Annotated in this window: 19 protein-coding genes and 1 pseudogene; all 20 read right to left on the bottom strand. The window is 38.4% G+C overall.

Features of this window, described 5'->3' with window-relative positions; all coding sequences use genetic code 11:
- Positions 1 to 35: 35 nt before the first annotated feature.
- Entirely contained in the window at positions 36 to 1,037 is a 1,002-nt protein-coding gene (gene mreB, locus JFU20_RS16205) for a rod shape-determining protein (protein WP_002089713.1), read from the bottom strand.
- Between the two features lie 161 nt (positions 1,038 to 1,198).
- A complete protein-coding gene (spoIIID, locus tag JFU20_RS16200; protein WP_002089714.1) occupies positions 1,199 to 1,471 on the bottom strand; it encodes a sporulation transcriptional regulator SpoIIID in 273 nt (90 codons plus the stop codon).
- A gap of 359 nt (positions 1,472 to 1,830) precedes the next feature.
- Positions 1,831 to 2,677 (bottom strand): annotated as a pseudogene (locus tag JFU20_RS16195) (polysaccharide deacetylase family protein).
- Between the two features lie 161 nt (positions 2,678 to 2,838).
- A complete protein-coding gene (locus JFU20_RS16190) occupies positions 2,839 to 2,973 on the bottom strand; it encodes a hypothetical protein (RefSeq protein WP_002016211.1) in 135 nt (44 codons plus the stop codon).
- Between the two features lie 141 nt (positions 2,974 to 3,114).
- A complete protein-coding gene (gene spoIIQ, locus JFU20_RS16185; RefSeq protein WP_061673792.1) occupies positions 3,115 to 4,110 on the bottom strand; it encodes a stage II sporulation protein SpoIIQ in 996 nt (331 codons plus the stop codon).
- Positions 4,111 to 4,271: 161 nt separating this feature from the next.
- Positions 4,272 to 4,976: an ABC transporter permease gene (locus tag JFU20_RS16180; RefSeq protein ID WP_201038737.1), complete on the bottom strand. Its 705-nt coding sequence runs from the start codon at positions 4,974 to 4,976 to the stop codon at positions 4,272 to 4,274.
- Entirely contained in the window at positions 4,976 to 5,818 is an 843-nt protein-coding gene (locus JFU20_RS16175; RefSeq protein WP_002016207.1) for an ABC transporter ATP-binding protein, read from the bottom strand. The genes JFU20_RS16180 and JFU20_RS16175 overlap by 1 nt, the downstream gene beginning before the upstream one ends.
- A gap of 179 nt (positions 5,819 to 5,997) precedes the next feature.
- A complete protein-coding gene (locus tag JFU20_RS16170; RefSeq protein ID WP_002016206.1) occupies positions 5,998 to 7,005 on the bottom strand; it encodes a LytTR family transcriptional regulator DNA-binding domain-containing protein in 1,008 nt (335 codons plus the stop codon).
- A gap of 102 nt (positions 7,006 to 7,107) precedes the next feature.
- Positions 7,108 to 8,127 (bottom strand): stage II sporulation protein D, encoded by a 1,020-nt coding sequence (gene spoIID, locus JFU20_RS16165; protein ID WP_002016205.1) that lies wholly within the window; start codon positions 8,125 to 8,127, stop codon positions 7,108 to 7,110.
- A gap of 253 nt (positions 8,128 to 8,380) precedes the next feature.
- Entirely contained in the window at positions 8,381 to 9,685 is a 1,305-nt protein-coding gene (gene murA, locus JFU20_RS16160; RefSeq protein ID WP_002068497.1) for a UDP-N-acetylglucosamine 1-carboxyvinyltransferase, read from the bottom strand.
- A 39-nt stretch (positions 9,686 to 9,724) separates the two neighbouring features.
- A complete protein-coding gene (locus tag JFU20_RS16155) occupies positions 9,725 to 10,429 on the bottom strand; it encodes a YwmB family TATA-box binding protein (RefSeq protein ID WP_002139032.1) in 705 nt (234 codons plus the stop codon).
- 51 nt (positions 10,430 to 10,480) lie between these two features.
- Positions 10,481 to 10,717, bottom strand: coding sequence for a DUF1146 family protein (locus tag JFU20_RS16150; RefSeq protein ID WP_002016201.1), 237 nt, complete (start codon positions 10,715 to 10,717; stop codon positions 10,481 to 10,483).
- Between the two features lie 208 nt (positions 10,718 to 10,925).
- Positions 10,926 to 12,440 carry an NADH-quinone oxidoreductase subunit NuoN gene (gene nuoN / locus JFU20_RS16145; protein ID WP_002166414.1) on the bottom strand — a complete coding sequence of 505 codons (1,515 nt, stop codon included), beginning with the start codon at positions 12,438 to 12,440 and terminating at the stop codon, positions 10,926 to 10,928.
- A gap of 7 nt (positions 12,441 to 12,447) precedes the next feature.
- Positions 12,448 to 13,950 carry an NADH-quinone oxidoreductase subunit M gene (locus JFU20_RS16140; protein WP_201038736.1) on the bottom strand — a complete coding sequence of 501 codons (1,503 nt, stop codon included), beginning with the start codon at positions 13,948 to 13,950 and terminating at the stop codon, positions 12,448 to 12,450.
- Positions 13,947 to 15,809, bottom strand: a complete 1,863-nt coding sequence (gene nuoL, locus JFU20_RS16135; protein ID WP_002068487.1) for an NADH-quinone oxidoreductase subunit L — start codon at positions 15,807 to 15,809, stop codon at positions 13,947 to 13,949. The genes JFU20_RS16140 and nuoL overlap by 4 nt, the downstream gene beginning before the upstream one ends.
- A gap of 29 nt (positions 15,810 to 15,838) precedes the next feature.
- A complete protein-coding gene (gene nuoK / locus JFU20_RS16130) occupies positions 15,839 to 16,153 on the bottom strand; it encodes an NADH-quinone oxidoreductase subunit NuoK (RefSeq protein WP_000100081.1) in 315 nt (104 codons plus the stop codon).
- Positions 16,146 to 16,670, bottom strand: coding sequence for an NADH-quinone oxidoreductase subunit J (locus JFU20_RS16125; protein WP_001012819.1), 525 nt, complete (start codon positions 16,668 to 16,670; stop codon positions 16,146 to 16,148). The genes nuoK and JFU20_RS16125 overlap by 8 nt, the downstream gene beginning before the upstream one ends.
- Entirely contained in the window at positions 16,667 to 17,086 is a 420-nt protein-coding gene (nuoI, locus tag JFU20_RS16120) for an NADH-quinone oxidoreductase subunit NuoI (RefSeq protein ID WP_002016193.1), read from the bottom strand. Before nuoI ends, JFU20_RS16125 begins: the two co-directional genes overlap by 4 nt.
- A 25-nt stretch (positions 17,087 to 17,111) precedes the next feature.
- The gene (gene nuoH, locus JFU20_RS16115; protein ID WP_002068471.1) at positions 17,112 to 18,113 is read right to left on the bottom strand and encodes an NADH-quinone oxidoreductase subunit NuoH; all 1,002 of its coding nucleotides are present in this window, start codon (positions 18,111 to 18,113) and stop codon (positions 17,112 to 17,114) included.
- The gene (nuoD, locus tag JFU20_RS16110; RefSeq protein ID WP_201038735.1) at positions 18,113 to 19,213 is read right to left on the bottom strand and encodes an NADH-quinone oxidoreductase subunit NuoD; all 1,101 of its coding nucleotides are present in this window, start codon (positions 19,211 to 19,213) and stop codon (positions 18,113 to 18,115) included. The genes nuoH and nuoD overlap by 1 nt, the downstream gene beginning before the upstream one ends.

Raw genomic sequence — 19,213 nt, 5'->3', positions numbered from 1 at the left:
GGTTTACAGTATTTCAAATCATATTAATTCTATATCTATCGCAATGCACGACGTGGTAATTTATCGATATTCTCTAACATAATACCTGTACCAATAGCAACACATTGCATTGGGTTTTCAGCGATTAATACTGGTACCTTTAATTCTTCTGCTAGAAGCATGTCGATACCGTGTAATAAAGCTCCACCGCCTGTTAGAATAACACCGCGGTCGATAATGTCCGCAGATAGTTCTGGTGGTGTGCGCTCTAGTACGCCTTTTGCAGCTTGTACAATGATAGCTGCGTCTTCTTTTAGTGCTTCTGTAATCTCTTCAGAGCATACTGTAATTGTACGTGGTAAACCTGTTACCATGTCACGTCCGCGAATTTCAAGCTCTTCACTACGTGCACCTGGGAATACTGTACCAACTTTAATTTTAATATTTTCTGAAGTACGTTCTCCAATTAATAGCTTATACTTACGTTTAACGTAGTTTAAGATTTCCATATCAAACTTATCGCCAGCCATTTTGATAGAGGAAGAGGTAACAATATCACCCATAGAAAGTACGGCAATATCTGTTGTACCTCCACCAATATCAACAACCATGTTTCCGCTTGGCTGGAAGATTTCCATACCCGCACCAACTGCGGCTACTTTTGGTTCTTCTTCTAAAAATACTGTTTTACCACCTGAACGTTCAGCAGCCTCACGAATTGCTTTTTGCTCTACAGATGTTATATTTGTTGGACAGCAAATTAAAATGCGAGGTTTTGAAAAGAAGCTCTTCACGTCCAATTTGTTAATGAAATACTTTAACATTGCTTCTGTAATTTCGAAATCTGCGATTACACCATCTTTAAGTGGACGAATTGCTACAATATTACCAGGTGTACGTCCCACCATACTTCTTGCTTCTTCACCTACTGCTAATACTTTTCCACTATTACGATCAATTGCCACAACAGATGGCTCATTTAATACAATACCCTTACCTTTAACATGAATTAATACGTTAGCCGTACCTAGGTCAATTCCGATATCTCGCGCAAACATTCCCGTCATTTCCTCCTCGATATTCAAAATCAGGTTACACCTGAATTCTTTTACACCTAATTTCTGATTTTATCATAAATTTAACAGAAACGTAATATTCGCAAAAAGAATTCTTCTGAAAAATATTACCGAATTCGCAAGGAATGTTTGCTATTTTAGATTTATTGGCGCACAGGGTTTTCAGTATCTTCTTTTCTATACTTTTGCTTTGTTGCTTCTCCCCCTCTTAAATGACGAATAGACTTATGATAATCAAGAATTTCTTTCACTTCATTTGCGAGCTCTGGATTAATTTCTGGCAAACGTTCTGTTAAATCTTTATGGACTGTACTCTTTGATACCCCAAACTCCTTTGCGATTACACGCACTGTCTTTCTTGTCTCCACGATATACTTGCCAATCTTGATAGTTCTCTCTTTGATGTAATCGTGCACACCACTCGCCTCCCTAAATTGGATGTGAGAAGTGTGAAATGAGACTCGCTGCATACGACTATGAAGTAAATGTGAGTGCTGTTTGTAAGCGTTAAACATTCTTGGATTTATAATGAAATGATTCACGATTTCTCACCTCAAACACTCTCTTTGCATTGGTTTATACCATTGTATTGCCCGCACTACTGATATATGCTACATGTTCGGTATTTTTACAGAGAAGATGCTACAAATTTAATATTTTATTTATACACATTCCAATAATCAATCCCCGTATCAACATAAAACACCTCAAGACCAAAAAAAATAAGAGCATGCGGTACCTAATTTTAATTAAATACCACACACTCTTATTTCGTTTATTTATCTTGTTTACCATAATTTCCTTCTACTATTTCAGAGAATGCTTTTATATCTAAATCTGACTTAATAACAAAACGACTAACCTTTAATATATTACTTTCTTTAGTAGCATAACCAGGAGAGTTTACAAATGCCATCTGGAATTTAGAATCCTTCAACACTTTAACAATCGTATCATTGTATTTTCCAAATGGATAAGAAAAGTAATCAGTCTTTAAAACATCCTTACTCTTTAAAATATCATTTTTAATCTCCACATTATTTCTATTAAATACCGCAGCTTCTCCTTTTTCTAATTTATGTAAAGAGTCAGTGTGGCTACCAAATTCGAAAACATCACCCATTTTAACCATTTCTGTTTTACTTAAAGCTTGGATTTTATTAGGATCAAATTTCTCTTCTTGATCACTAATTTTTGATGTAACAACAAAGGAGATTGCATGCATGTTATATTTTTTAAAATAGGATATGCATAAGTATAATTTGATTTTGATGCATCATCAAAAGTAATTAGTACGCTTTTTTCCGGTAGATTTTTTTATTTTTTATAAATCCTTCTAATTCTTTCGCAGTAATCGCTCTATAATTATTATCCGCTAAATATTTTATTTGTTTTTCAAATTGTTCCACTGCTAAAGTTGTTCCTTTATTTTTAAAAACTTCACTATTTTCTTTTTCAGTACCCTTCAGTAGATGATGATATAATAACACAGGCACTTTCTCTTGCTTACTTGCCGCATTCATTTTATTAAAAATGAAAAACCCAATCCCGGCTACTAGCGCTACTGCCACCGCTATTAAAACAAATAATTTTTTCAAACTTTTACTCTCTCTAGTTTTCATTAAACTTCCCCCTCAATCACAACAAAAAATACAGTATTTTAGAGTCATACTGTATTCTAATATCATTATCTTATGTAAAAAAATCACAACTAGTATTATACGTCCTAGCTCTAAAAATTCCAATAGGTATACAAAAAGAAAAGACACTCTTTCTTAGAGTGTCACTCTTCTCTTTCATATTCTTCTTCTAACAACTGATGGTGGGGGACTTCTTTCTTACCGGCAATATAATAATATAAAGCGAATAAAACAAACAATAAAATGATAGCAATCGACAGAACAGATAAAAATGACACAGTATCCCCTCCCTTTTGTAATATATATTCGAGAATCTCGTCATTTTTCCTTGTTATTGCAACTTTTTTCTCGAAATCGATTATTTTTATATAAAAATAAAAAAATCAGCTCTCCTAATGAGAACTGATTTTTTCACTTTATTATTCTTGTGAAGAAGAACCGTTAGATGATTCTGTAGAACCATTCGTTGATTTTTCTTCTTTTTGAGATTTGTCATCTTGTTTGCCGTTCGTCTCTTTATCACTAGTCGAACCGCTTGTTGATTTCTCTTCTTTTTGAGATTTCTCATCTTGTTTACCGTTCGTCTCTTTATCACTAGTCGAACCGCTTGTCGATTTCTCTTCTTTTTGAGACTTATCTTCTGTTTTACTTTCTGGTTTCGTGCTTGTTGACTTTTCTTCTTTTTGAGATTTGTCATCAGCTTTTTTACCAGAAGCATTCGTCGCCTTTGCAGCACCTGCATCAGCTTTAATTTCTGCTACTGATTTATTTAAATAACGCTCAGGGTTCACAGCCACATTGTCTTTACGTACTTCAAAGTGAACGTAAGAACCTGCATCTTTATTCATTGCATTTAGACCTGATTTTCCTAACACTTCACCTTGCGCGACTCTTGCACCTTTTTCTACTTTCACACTGCCTAAGCTTTGATAAGATGCTGCTACACCATTTCCACTATCTACTGTTACAACATAACCAAGAAGTGAATCTTTTTCAGCTTTCGTTACTGTACCACTTAAAGCAGCTGTAACATCAAATTCTTTTCCGTTTTTCGCAGCAATGTCAATTCCTTTATTCGGGGAATATGTGTTGTTATAAAAGACAAGTGCTTTTTCTTGTTCCGCCTCTGATGCTGCATCTTCATAGAATTTCTTCTGTACTACTACTTCTGCATTTGCTGCAGTTGGCATTTTCACTACTTCTGAAGATTTTGTTACTGGTACTGCCGGATCTTCCGTTTGTGTATACGGTGTTGCTTGATCTTGGTTCGGAGCTTTCTTTGGATTAGCTCCCTGGAACCATAGCGCAACCATTAAGATTACCGCTGCACAAGCAATGTATAGTGCCGGAAACACCCATCTTTTTTGAAATAAATGTACTACTTTTTGCGACTTTTTACTATTTCTTCCTCGCATTCCATCATCACCTCAGCAATCATTTTGAACAATATTCACTCATCCTATACAACCTATAACTAATTACTTTTCGACAAAATCTGTAAAAATATGTATAGGAATTGCAAAATTTCCGAGGAAATGATAGAAAAAGGAAAAAACTGAGCGTTTCAGCTCAGTTTTTAGTCCATTTGTTTCTTTTTATATACGATCAAACATGCAATAAGCGAAATGATAAGCCAAACTGCAATATTTAATACATGCCCACCAATACTACTAAATCCTGCCCCACCTACTAAGCTGTTAATTGCTTTTACAATATGAGATGTTGGAAGATATTCAATCATCGTCTTAATTGTTTTATTTTCAACTAGTGACTCAAATTGTACAGCTAAATACATCGTCATTAAAATAGGCATTCCAATTAATGATGTTTGTGGTACAGAAGACGCAAGTAATCCGATCATTGTTCCAAGCACGATAAATAAAATAGTTCCACATAGGAATATCAATCCTACCAATGGAAGATTGATATTTAACTGATCTAAAATGAATAAATTTGCAATACAAATGGCCATCGTCAGACCCGCTGTTAATAAACTCTTTCCAAGAAGAACTTCAACAGAAGATGCTGGGGATAACATTAACACACGTAGTGTATGTTTTTCTTTTTCTTCTGCAATTACCATAGATTGAACAAAGCCTGCGACAAATAGGAAGGCCGTTATAGTAGTAGTGCCTAACATTTCCTTTCCCGCTCCAAATTTGCTAAATAAAAATGAAAATATAATTGGTAAAAATGCCATTAACAACACTTGTGAATTCGTCTTAAAATCTTGTACTTCTTTTCTAAAAATAGCTGATACACGTCTCATTGAAAATGTCATTATAATCCCCTCCCAGTAACTTCAATAAAGATATCACCTAAAGTTGGTTCGTGTGAATGAATGGATAGTAATTCTCCTTTGTTCATCCATTCTGAAATACGTTTTGCACCTAATTCGTCTTTTTTCACTGTTTCTTTTTGTTTATCTTTTAACACAACTTGTATTTGATCTTTCGCGTATTTTAATCGCAAGTTTTCTGGTGTATCAAGCGCTACAATTTCTCCGCCGCACAGAAAGGCAATACGGTTACAAAGCGTCTCTGCTTCGTCCATGTTGTGCGTTGTTAAAAAAATCGTTGTTCCTTCTTTATTTAAGTCTTTTAAGATTTTATGAATGTTTTGCACATTTACTGGATCAAGTGCAGATGTTGGTTCATCTAAGAAGAGGATATCTGGTTTGTGAAGAATCGCTCTCGCTAGTGTGACACGCTGCTTCATTCCTTTTGATAATTTTTTCACTTGTGTTTTTTTATCATCCAATAAGTTCACTTGTGCTAACACTTCATCAATTCGTTCTTTTTTGCAATCGTATAAGTCACAAAATAATAGTAAGTTATCATAAATGCTAAGTCTTTCGTATAAGCCGCTATTGTCTGTTAAAATGCCGATTCGTTTGTAATCGATGCTACTTGGTCCTGTAATGTCTTTCCCCAACACTCGTACCGTTCCAATACTATGAAGCAATTGAGATGTTAATATTTTTACGGTTGTCGTTTTCCCAGATCCACTCGGTCCGAGGAATCCAAAGATTTCCCCTTGCTTTACCTCAATATTTACATTTCGAAGGGCCGTTTTTTCGTTAAAACTTTTCATTACATCTTTCATTTCAATTGCCAATGTCATTTCGTCATCCCCTTTGTTTTTCTTTTATAGATGAAATTTACTTTCACAAGTTTCGATTTGATTGTTTCGCTTTTCTTGACTCAATCATATGAAAAACAAAGGGTTTACGCAGTAAAATACCAGTAAAAGGAGTATTTTTACTGTTGAATGAATCGTATTTTGAGCTTATCGGAGCATTTTTATATCCCAATTACACCTTTTAACTCATCCATTCTTCCTTTTGAAAGCGGGATTGAACTTTTTCTTTCGTCATCCAAAATTAAACTAAAACTATTACGTGTCCACGTAATGACTTCTCGTACTCTTTGTAAATTAACGAGGTACGAGCGATGACATCTAAAGAATCCGAATCCTGTTAATCTCGTTTCTAATTCACTTAATGTTAATGCACATACGAAATCTCCTTCGCGCACATGAATATGCGTCACTCCGTTTTGCGTTTCAATGAAATGGATCTCCATCGGATCCAGTAAAATGATTTTATCATTCACTTTCGCTGGAATTCTTTCTAACTTCATTTGCGGAATCATTTGAACTACTTTTTCTTCATCTACTTCTTCAGCTTCTTCTTGCTCTATTTCTACTTTTTTTACACCATCGTTATTTAATATGTATACATCTTCTGTTAACGAAAGAGCGTCTGACAAGAAAGATGACGTAATAAAAATCGCCTTTCCTTGCTCTTTCATTTTCATAATCGCTTTTCGAATAATAATCGTACTCTCTGTATCTACATTTTGCTCTGGCTCTTCTAAAATAACTAAATCCGGATTATGAATCATAACTCGCCCAAGGTGAAGACGGCGTTTCTCTGAAAATGACAATTTTTCTATTTTAACGTTCAACTTATCTAGGAGACCGACATATTGTACTACTTCTTCCATACTCATGTTAGATTCATAAAGCCCTAATATAAACTTGAAGTACTCCCTCACCTTCAAACGATCGTATGCTTCATCTTTCAAAAAACAAAAGCCGATGCGGGAATAATTCTTCTTTCCAATCGCTGTGCCTTCAAATAGTACATTGCCAGTTGAAGCTGCTTCTTCACCGATAATGATGCGGTGCAACACTTTAGCTGTATGATTATTGCATTGCAAAACAACACATTGTCCTTTTTCAACCTCCAGTTCAATTGCCGGTAACTGGTTCGTCTTCCCTAATTGTTTCAACTCCAATAACGCCATTCTGTCTCCCCCAAATATTTTTCTCTAAGTATATCAAACATTTAATGGAAAATTATGATATTTTAAACAAAAAAGAAGTAGGTATCAGGAAACCCCTGACATCTACTTCTTCACCATCAACTTTCCTTCATAATCATTCATCGTCTTTATTTCAACGCCTTTATAGTAATGAGCGACTATCTCTGTATATTTCTTACCTTCTCCTGCCATACCATTCGCACCGTACTGGCTCATACCGACGCCGTGACCGAATCCTTTCGTCGTAACGGTGATGTTATCCCCTTCTTGTTTCCACGTAAAGTCTGAGGAGCGCAAATCTAACTTTTCACGAACTTGTTTTCCAGTTAATGTTTTCCCTTGGAACTCTACATCCTTTACTCGCTTTCCTTCCGTAAGGTCTTTAATATTACCAACCTTTCCGTCCGCTAGTACTTTCACACCGAGACGTTTTTGAAAATCAGCTACTGTGAATTTTTGCTCACTCGTAAATTTTGGAGAGGCTTGATCCCACGGACTATCTACGCTTTTCAAGTACGGATAATCATTCCCCCAATAATCAGCTGCATTTTCTGTTCGTCCGTTACTCGTTGAGAAGAAGGATGCTGAAATTGGTTTTCCATCATACGTTAAAACTTGTCCTGCGGTTTTCGAAACGGCTTCCTCAATTTTCTTTAAATTATTTTCGTAGTTATTACCCCATTGTTTCTTCAATTCCTCTTTGCTTTTGTACACTTGATCTTTCACTGTATCTGTCACATCCGCGTTGTTTTTCTTACCTCCGCTTAGCATACGCTGCACTACAAATGTTCTTGCTGCTAATGCCTGCGCCTTTAGCGCCTCTATTTCAAAGCTGGCATTCATCTCAGAAGCTACTACACCGGCCACATACTCCTCCATAGGTAATGTTTCTACCTTCTTCTGCTGATCACGATATACAGCAACTTGAACCGCTGTATCCACTTTCCCTGGAGCTGGTATACTTTCTATCGCTGGAGGAGTTTTAGAAGCTGCTTCTTCCCCTACTTTTGCTTTCGCAAACGGAATAACAAGAGCAGCAGGTACAATGATAACGAGCGCTATTAAGAGCGCTACTGTAATGAAAAGTGGCTTTGAAAATTTCATCCTATTCCCCCAATATAAAGTTGGATTCTTTTCATTCTTATGGAAATACGGGATCTTTTAGAACATACTTGGGGGTATCGATATAAAGTGAAACTTTAATCAGTGGGGTTTTACTGACCGCAAATAGTGGAATAAAACAAAAATTTTCTAAATATTTTCACTGAGACGTGCATAAGTATAGAATTTATTGACTATAACAGTAATAACCCAAAAAAAATAGCCCCTATGTCAAAAGACATAGAGACTACTTCAATTAAGCGTGAAGATCAGAAACTTCTTGTTCTTTCACTTCTTCTACTTTTTCGTTTACACGTTCAATAGTTGCACCTAATGCAGCTAATTTCTTATGGAAGTCTACATAACCGCGGTCAAGATGTTTTAACTCTGTTACACGAGTATAACCTTCTGATACTAAACCAGCTAAGATTAATGCTGCTGCAGCACGTAAATCAGTTGCGCCAACTTCAGCTCCTTGCAAGCTACTTGGACCGTTCATAATTACAGAACGACCTTCGATTTTAATATCAGCATTCATACGACGGAATTCTTCAACGTGCATAAAGCGGTTTTCGAATACCGTTTCTGTAATCATACTTGTTCCATCAGCATGTAGTAATAATGCCATCATTTGTGATTGCATGTCTGTTGGGAAACCTGGATGAGGCATAGTTTTAATATCAACCGCTTTTAACTTATCTGGGCCGATAACACGTACACCTTCATTTTCCTCAATAATTTTAACACCCATTTCTTCCATTTTCGCTGTAATTGAGCGTAAATGTTCAGGCACAGCATTTTCAATTAAGATGTCTCCACCTGTAATTGCCGCTGCAACCATGAATGTTCCTGCTTCAATACGGTCAGGAATAATAGGGTGGTTTGCACCATATAATTTTTCAACGCCTTCAATACGAATCGTTCCAGTTCCAGCTCCGCGTACTTTCGCTCCCATTGCATTTAAGAAGTTAGCTAAGTCAACGATTTCTGGCTCTTTCGCTGCGTTTTCAAGGACTGTTGTCCCTTTTGCTAATGTAGCTGCAGACATAATGTTTTCTGTCGCGCCTACGCTTGGGAAGTCTAAATAAATTTTAGCTCCTTTTAGTTCGCCCTCTACGTGTGCCTCAACAAATCCGTTACCAACTTTTACTTTCGCTCCCATTGCTTCGAAGCCTTTTAAATGTTGGTCAATTGGACGTGAACCAATTGCACATCCACCAGGAAGTGCAATACGAGCACGACCGTTACGTGCTAATAATGGTCCCATTACTTGAACAGATGCACGCATCTTACGTACATACTCAAATGGTGCTTCAATGTTTAATTCTTTAGAAGAATCGATTGTTACTTGGTTATTTTCAAATACGACTTCAGCATTTAAATGACGTAATACCTCGTTAATTGTGTATACATCAGATAATACTGGTACTTCAGATAGTACATTCTTTCCGTCACTCGCTAATAGGGCTGCAGCGATTATAGGTAATACAGCATTTTTTGCGCCCTCAACACGCACTGTGCCGCTTAACCGCTTTCCGCCACGGACGATGATCTTTTCCAAATTATTCCCCTCCGTGTCCTTTTTTCAGTATCTATTCACTCAATACTCAGAAGTTATGATCGGTGTGCCAACCACAATTGTATCTTTGTTGTTTGTAGAACGTATTGCTATTTGCACATTTATTTTCTCTCTATTTGTTGAAAGAGCGTCATTCCACTTTTTATTATATGCGGAGACTGATACAAATGCTCTTTCTTCTATCTGTTCGATCGCTCTTGCTGAAAGATCTTTCAAAACCTGATTGGTTTTATTTTGCAAAACACCTTCAATCTTATCATTCAGTACACCTTGAACACAAGTGTAAATTATAGGTTTTTCACTAAAAATTTTATCCATGTTCTGAACGTACTTCGGGTCCCATTTCGCCCCGCTCACTTCAAAAATAATAAAAGTGTTTTCTTTAGTATTTTCCTTACTCCAAGTTACTACTATTCGTTCTTCATGTGAAGAAGATTTTTTATAGGATGTAGCCTTATATCCATCTGGAGATTGTTCTAATTCCCAACTTTCGATGTTTGCCTCTTCCTTCACATCGTTTAACAGTTTTTGAAACGTATGTATATTAGAAATTGTTTTCGTTTCTCGCGCTAACCATGACCACCGCTCTACTTTTGCATCGTTCTTCTCTAAAGCTGCAATCATGCTCTCCATTTTCTGTTCATCGCTTATAGGTTTCATCTCTTTATATCCAACCAAAAATAAAACAACACTTACGATAACGATAAGAATGGCTTTAAACTTCAATTTCATCCCCTCCTATCCCCATTGTTAACGGAGATATGAGGTTCTATACACTTACTTTACTAAATACGTTAAACTCTTTGAATAGCCTAAATAATCAAGGAAAAAGTTACTTACAGATGTCCCAATTGCAATTGTAATTAGGATAAGTAATACTCTCGTCTGCATCACTTTTCCAGACTTCATTAAGCGCTCAATGTGAATACCTTGTAAGGCCCACCACGTAATGGTAATAAACAATAAATGCGAAACAATGGCAATCAGTGCTTGTTGCCCTAAAAGATGTGCCAAAAAATCGACCCCTTTTTTTGCTTGGCTACTACTTACGCAAAATGTAAAAAACGATACCATAAATAAGTAGGAGCCACACTTTTTCAAACGCAAATAAGCATCTTACATCGTAATTTTCTCTCGGAAAACATATACCTATAGACGTTTTCATTTGCTGTTACTCCAAAATAAAAAGCGTAGAGTACGGACTCTACACCTTTTATTTCCACTATTGTACCACGTTCCCCAAGAAGAAGAAATCCTTCATTAATGGAAAATGTTCATAAAAGAAATTGTAACCAATCATCGGCATAATCCCTAGTATTACAATTGAAATTGCGCAAAGACTCATGACAATCTTTATATTTAACGGTAATCGGAGCTTTTCTTCTGTCTCTCCCTTGCGGAAAAACATTTGCTGTAATATTCGGAAATAATATATGAATGAAATAACCGTCGTCCCCATCATAATAGAAGCTAATACGTAATGAGCAGGTTCAACATGAAGTGCCCCTAAAAAAATGTTAATTTTTCCGATGAAACCTGCTGTCCCCGGTATTCCAGCTAACGATAAAATAAAGACCGTCATCACTATAGCTGTAAAGGGGGATCGCTTATATAACCCTGTAAAAATCGTCATGTTTTCCTTATCATTTTGTAAGATTAATCCGTGGATGATTGCAAATACTCCTATATTCATAAGCATATATGCAAGCATATAAAACCACATACTATCCATCGTAAACTGCGATAGCGCTACAAGAGGGACTAGCAAATACCCAGCATGCGCGATACCTGAATAGGCAAATAGACGTTTTACGTTGTATTGCTTTAATGCTACTACGTTCCCAACAATCATCGTAATACTAGCTAGTACCGCAATGTATATACTCATACGCCCGTACAAAGATTGTGCGTCTCCTTGGATTGCCACACCTGCAAACACCATAAGAAACAAACGCGTAATGAGTAGAAAACCAGCAATTTTAGAAATCGTTCCGAGAAAAGCAGTGACAGGTGTAGCCGCTCCCTCATACACATCTGGTGCCCACATATGAAATGGCACTGTTGCAATTTTGAATGAGAGTCCAACGAGCAAAAGTAGAAATGCGAGAGCTAACAATAACTGAATGCCCCCGGCCAATCCTTGCGTAAATACCTTTTGCATTTCCACTATGTTGGTCGACCCTGTAATACCGTATAAATAGCTCATTCCAAAGAGTGTAATTGCTGTTCCAATTCCTCCGTTAATGACATATTTCATTGCAGCCTCATTCGATGCGCGGTTTCTTTTTCGGATTCCTACTAAAATATAGGAAGAAAGCGAAAGCAACTCTAAACCAACGAACAATGTGATGAAATCAACGCTAGAAGCCATGAACATCGCTCCAAGAAGCGCCATTAAAAACAAATAATAGTATTCTCCTTTATCTTGAATAGGCTCCTTCTTGTCATCGCTTATTGCCATACATAAAACGAGAGCTGCTCCGCCTAATAACAATGTTTTAAATCCTTTTGAAAATCCATCTAGTACAAACGATCCATTTAAAATATCTCCTGCCGGTTCGCTATATAGCGTCATTAATGACACGATCGCTAACAAGACAGCGGCAATTGCACCAATCGCAACATACCTATGGTTCAGCTTAAAAAACAAATCACATATGGAAAGAAGGATGGCTGCCCCGAGAATAATGAATTCTGGTACCATGAGATGCCATGATAAACTAAGTAACGTGTTCATATCCATCCTACTTCACCCCCAATGTTTTCAATGTAGTTTGAAGTGGATCCCCTAGTAGTTCCGGCATTACCCCAATTGCAATAATACAAACGATAAGCACTATAACAGGAACGTACTCCCATCCGTGTATATCAAATTTCGCTTCCCATTCTTTCTTACCAAATATCACTTGAAGTGTCGCTCTTAATACGTATACAGCGGTTAAAATAATTCCGATTACACCGACGGCGGCGATAACAGGTTTCCCTTGGAATAAACCGAGAAAGGCAAGGAATTCGCTAATAAATCCGGACATCCCTGGCATCCCAAGCGATGCCATACCGCCCGCTAGGAAGAAACCGCTAAGCACCGGAACACTTTTTGCAAGTCCACCAAGTGCTGTAATATCAGAAGTCCCGAAACGCTCTTCAATAATGCCAAGCAAGAAGAAGAGTAGGGCTGCAATTAAACCGTGAGACACAACTTGGAACAATGCCCCTTGTGTACCTGGTGCATTTAACGCCGCAAGCCCCATTAATACAATGCCCATATGCGAAATACTAGAGTAAGCAAGTACCTTTCTAAAGTCCGTTTGGATGAGTGCTAGAAAGGCCCCATACAATAAATTAATTACCCCTAAAATCGCAATTAGCGTTGCAAAATCACGAAAATATTCTGGGAATAATCCTTTCCCGAAGCGAACAATACCGTACGCGCCAATCTTCAGCAAAACCCCCGCGTGAAGCATAACTACAGCAGGATGCGCTTCTATGTGTACATTGACCATCCAACGATGCAAAGGGAAAACAGGGAGTTTAATCGCAAAAGCAATCATTATGGCAAGAAACAAGCCGAACTGTACGCTACTTGAGATGGCCATTCCTCCCCCAGCACCTACACTCGTTAATATTTCTTTAAGCTCCGCAATATTTGTTGTACCTGTTTTCGCAAATAAAACCGAGAAAACGATAAGTAAAATAGCTGATCCAATACCGTTATATATTAAATAACTATATGCAGCCTTTTCACTCGACAATTTCCCCCACTTGCCAATTAATAAAAACATTGGTGGCAACGTAATCTCAAAGAACATGAAGAACAACATTAAATTTTGAGCAGCGAAGACACCGAGCATACCTATTTCTAACATGAGTAACAGCATGTAGAATGCTTTCAAATTTCTTTTAATAGAAAATGCCGCAATAGCTGCAAGCATCGCTAGAAGGGCTGTGAGCACCATCATTACAAGCGATAAACCATCAATGCCGAGCTCGTAATAAATTGAAAACCACCTTTTGTCCACTGCTGTGAAATCCCCAAATTTAATCCATTTCACTTTTTCATCAAATATCGATAAGCTCTTTCCTGAAGCGTATGTACAAGCAAGGACGATAGCAATTCCAAAGGGAAGCGCCGTTCCGAATAAACCAAGCGCCTGCACTGTACGCGATTCTCGTTTCGGCGTTAATAAAAGCAAGAGAATTCCTAAAAGCGGGGAAAAAATGAAGAACGTTAATAGCAATCCATTCACCGTAAATCCCCTCCCGTATATAACAAAATAATTAGGAGCACTGCGAGCGAAACTGCTGTTACAGTTCCATACACTTGTACATTCCCGTTTTGAAGCCGCGATCCTAGGCCACTCATACCTTTAACGAGTCCAGCAATTAAAACTGCGATTCCTTCTACCACGTATACTTCAAATAAGCGAAGCACATGAGCGATTCCTTTCGTAATAGGAAGCACCGTCACATTGTATAGTTCATCCACATAATATTTTCCTTTCAAAAGGTTATAAAGAGGCGTCCCTTCTCCGCCGGCCCAATCTCTAGAGATAGATTTCTTGCCATATATGAAATACGCAAGGGCAATTCCCGCAAATGAAACGAGCGTCGCAACAACCATAATCCAAGCTGGTCCATGCACGTCTTTCACTTTGAAGCCCACATCTTTCGTAAGCCAATCCCCAAGAAACGTTCCGAACCACGGTGTATTTATATAACCGGCCACTACCGCAAGAACACCAAGGACAATCATCGGATACGTCATGGTGCGAGGTGATTCATGCACCTCTTCCTTCGTCTTCGTTTCCCCGGTAAAGACAAGAAAATATAGACGGAACATATAAAATGCTGTTAGAAATGCCGCAATTACTGCTAAAACGAATAGAAAGTAATTGCCATTCATCCAAGCCGCCGCTAAAATTTCATCTTTACTAAAAAATCCGGAAAGAAGAGGAACACCACTAATTGCAAGTGTGCCTATTAAAAATAGTGCACCGGTTACTTTCATCTTTTTCTGTAAACCGCCCATTTTATTAATGTTTTGCGTATGGACTGCATGAATTACACTTCCTGCTGCCAGGAACAATAATGCTTTAAAAAAGGCGTGTGTCGTTAAGTGAAAGATACCAGCTACATAACCAGCCGAGCCTAGCGCAAGCATCATATACCCGAGTTGACTAACTGTAGAGTAAGCAAGAACCCTCTTAATATCAGTTTGCACTAGACCGATAGAGGCCGCAAAGATTGCGGTGAAAGCCCCAACGATTGCCACAGTTTGCATCGCTACCGCACTTGCTGAAAATAGCGGGAACATCGTCGCTACTAAATATACGCCGGCTGCAACCATCGTTGCCGCGTGAATAAGCGCCGAAACAGGCGTCGGTCCTTCCATTGCATCTGGCAACCATGTATGAAGCGGGAACTGACCCGATTTCCCCATCGCGCCGATAAAAATTAATATCGCCGTTATTGTAATCATAGAAGGAGAGAGGTCGCCCGTATGAATCGCTTTAAAAATCGCGTCATATTCAAAACTACCTGCGTGCCAAAAAATTAAAATCATCCCAATAAATAGCCCAACATCCCCAATGCGTGTCATAATAAAAGCCTTTTTCGCAGCAGCCTTCGCTTCTTCTTTAAAGAAATAAAAACCGATAAGTAAAAACGAACCAAGGCCGACTAACTCCCAAAATATATAAAGCTGTAATAAATTCGTCGATATAACTAGCCCAAGCATCGCAAAAGTAAAGAGCCCTAAATATGCATAAAAGGTTGGTAATCTGGTGTCACCTTTCATATAACCTTTTGAGTACACATGTACAAGAAAACTCACAAGTGTAACGATAAACAACATTAAAGCCCCTAATGCGGTAACTTCAAAACCAAATGATATATCTATATCTCCTACCCTAAGCCATACCCACTTATGCTTCACTGCCTCGGATGAAAATCGTTCTATTAGTACCACTACCGCGGATATAAAGGAGAGAAAGGTAAAGAAAATACCTAGTACACTACTTCCCTCTCTAATTTTCTTCCCGAACACAATAAGTAACAAAAACGAAACAAGCGGGAAAAGCGGTATGAGCCATGCATAATCGATCATTGTTTCCTTCCCCCTTTTCGGTCACAATGCTATCCTTTGAGCGTATCCATCTCATCTACATGAACTGTCGGGCGATTACGGTACAAAGCAATCAAAATTGCAAGACCTACCGCTGCCTCCGCTGCCGCTACAGACATCGTAAACAGCGAAAAAATTTGTCCTGTTAAATTCGGAAACAAGCCTAATTTACTAAACGCTACTAGATTTAAATTGGCGGCGTTTAACATCAATTCGATACAAACTAGTACAATTACTGTATTTCGCTTTGTTAAAGCTCCAAATAAGCCGATGCAAAACAAAATAATCGCAAGTGTTAAATACGCAGAAGCCGGAACGCTACTCATGGGAATCCTCCTCTCCCTCATCCTTCTTCGCAAGGATAATCGCTCCTACAAGTGCTACAAGTAAAATAACTGAGGTTAATTCGAATGGAATAATATATTTTGAATAGAGAAGTGTACCGATTTGAAGTGTGTTATTTTCATGGAGAGGTAAACTTCCTTGTGTGCTTTGATTTGAAAAATCGATACTATTAACAGCGAAATACATAACTGCTCCAAATGCTACAACCGCAAAGAAGATAATCCATTTTCGAAGAGTAAGGCGCGATTCATTTTCCGCGTTATGTTTCGTTAACATAATGCCAAAAATCATAATAATAGTGATTGCACCAGAGTAAAGTAAAATTTGTGCCACTCCGATAAATTCGGCTGATAAGAGAAAGTACAAACCCGCAATGCTAAGGAACGTAAGCACAAGGGCCAGCATCATATGCATTACTTTCGTTAAATTCAGCATAAGAACGCCGCCGATAATCGCAGACAAGGATAATATAAAGAAAGCTACAAACTCGCCGTTCATGCTTTATTCTCCTTCCTGATGTTCTCGTCGTTCTCGTCAAGCCACTGCAAATTTTTAAATAAATCATCACGTGAATACTCTGCAAGTTCAAAGTTATTTGTCATTACAATCGCCTCTGTCGGGCAAACTTCTGTACATAAATCGCAAAGAATACAAATTTCAAAATTAATATCATACGTGTCGATAATTTTCCCTTTTTTCGTAGGATCAGGATGTTTTTTTCCTGTTAATTGAATGCAATCTGTCGGACAAATGTTGGAACACTGATTACAAACAATACATTTCTCTGGATAAAACTTTTGAATACCCCGAAATCGGTCTGGTAATGGCAACGGTTGATTTGGATAATCATACGTCACCTTTTTCTTACTCAAATTACTAAGCGTATATTTTAACCCTTTAAATAGTCCTTTCATCTCTTACTGGCACCCCCTTTATAGATTAGAAGAATAGCTCCTTAATCAATGCCGTTAAGAAAATATTTGCAAGTGCGATTGGTAATAATACTTTCCAGCCAAACTCCATTAACTGGTCACCTCTTATGCGCGGGAACGTAACGCGGAACCAAATCAATAGAAAGACCACACTGCTGAATTTCAAAGCAAACCATACGGCTCCTGGAATAAACCCAAGGAACATAACTGGATTCCAGCCTCCTAAAAAGAGTACTGTAATTAAAGATGACATCCCGAAGAAATACACATACTCTGAAAGCATGAAAAACGCCCAGCGAAAACCTGAGTATTCCGTATGGTATCCTGAAACAAGTTCTGACTCCGCTTCGGGTAAATCAAACGGTGTCCTATTTAACTCTGCAACTGCAGCGATTAAGAAAATGACGAAACCGATTGGCTGTGCGAAAATGTACCATACCTTTTCCTGCGCCGCTACAATTTCATTCAAGTTAAGACTACCAGCTAACAAAACGACGCCAATTACACTCATCACAAGTGGAATCTCATAAGAAATCATTTGCGCTGCCGCACGCATCCCTCCTAAAAGGGAATATTTATTATTTGATGCCCATCCCCCAGTTACGACGCCGATCGTCGTAATCCCAGAAACAGCAATGTAATACAGCAATCCTACACCAATATCCGCGAACTGAAATTTATCAGTAAACGGGATAACCGCAAGCACCATAAATGCTGGTGCGAATGCAATAACAGGTGCTAATATAAACAACGGTTTATCTGCAGCTTTCGGAATACTATCTTCTTTTAATAATAATTTCAAAACATCAGCTACCGTTTGGAGTAAACCGAACCGGCCCCCAACTTGGTTTGGTCCAATCCGCCCTTGCATAAATCCCATCACTTTCCGTTCTGCCAAAATACCGTATGTAACGAAGCCAAGGACTGCAAATAATAGAAGCACCGCTAATCCGAAAAAAATGAAGAAATTCGTCCAGCTTGAAGGTGATTGTAAGAGCGTCTCAATCATTAGCCGTCAACCTCCCCAAGTACAATATCAACCCCACCTAAAATCGTAATTAAATTGGCGATGTTTTCACCTTTCAATAACTTCGGTAAGATTTGCAAATTATAAAAAGACGGTCTGCGAAATTTCAAGCGGTACGGCTCTTTCTTTCCATCACTAGCAATATAACAGCCAATCTCTCCCCGCGGTGACTCTATACGGACGAACGCTTCTCCCTTAGGTGCTTTAATAATTTTCGGCACTTTCGCCAGCACAGCGCCGTCTTTCGGGAACTGCTGGGCTGCTTGCTCAATAATTTTCAATGACTCCTCAATTTCCTCCATCCGGCAAACGTAGCGATCCCAAGCATCTCCCGAGATCCCAACAGGAACATCAAAGTCAAAACGATCATAAATAGAATACGGCTCATCTTTGCGAAGATCAAAGCGGACTCCCGTGCACCGCAAATTTGCGCCGCTTAAAGAATACGAGATCGCCTCTTCCGCGCTATATACGCCAACGCCCCTCACACGATTTAAGAAAATTTCATTTCCGCTAACGAGGTCGTGGTAACCTGCCAATTGCTCTCTCATATACGGAACAAACTCTTTCACCTTTTCAATCCAGCCGTCTGGCGCATCCCACTTCACGCCGCCGACTCTCATATAGTTGAAAGTAAGCCTTGCACCGCACAATTCACTTAATAAATTTATAATCATCTCTCGTTCACGAAAGGCATATAAAAATGGACTAACCGCTCCTATATCAAGCAGGTTCGTTCCCCACCAGACGAGATGACTCGCAACTCTCCCAAGCTCCATCGCAAGCACCCGTAAATATTCAGCACGCTCTGGAATCTCAAGATCCATCATCGTCTCTACAGCGTGGCAAAGGACGTAATTATTCGTCATTGCTGATAAATAGTCCATTCGATCTGTATACGGGATAATTTGTGTATATTGCAAGCTCTCAGCGATCTTTTCTGTTCCGCGATGCAAATATCCGATAACCGGTGTAGCCTCTTTAATAATTTCCCCGTCAATCTTAATTACAAGCCGAAACACACCATGTGTACTCGGATGCTGCGGCCCTACATTTAAGAGCATCTCTTCCGTACGGATCAC

The organism is Bacillus sp. TH30 (assembly GCF_016650875.1).
In the GTDB taxonomy this organism is placed as follows: domain Bacteria; phylum Bacillota; class Bacilli; order Bacillales; family Bacillaceae_G; genus Bacillus_A; species Bacillus_A mycoides.
Note: the sequence above shows the minus strand (reverse complement) of the source record. Positions and strands in the feature narration are given on the sequence as shown.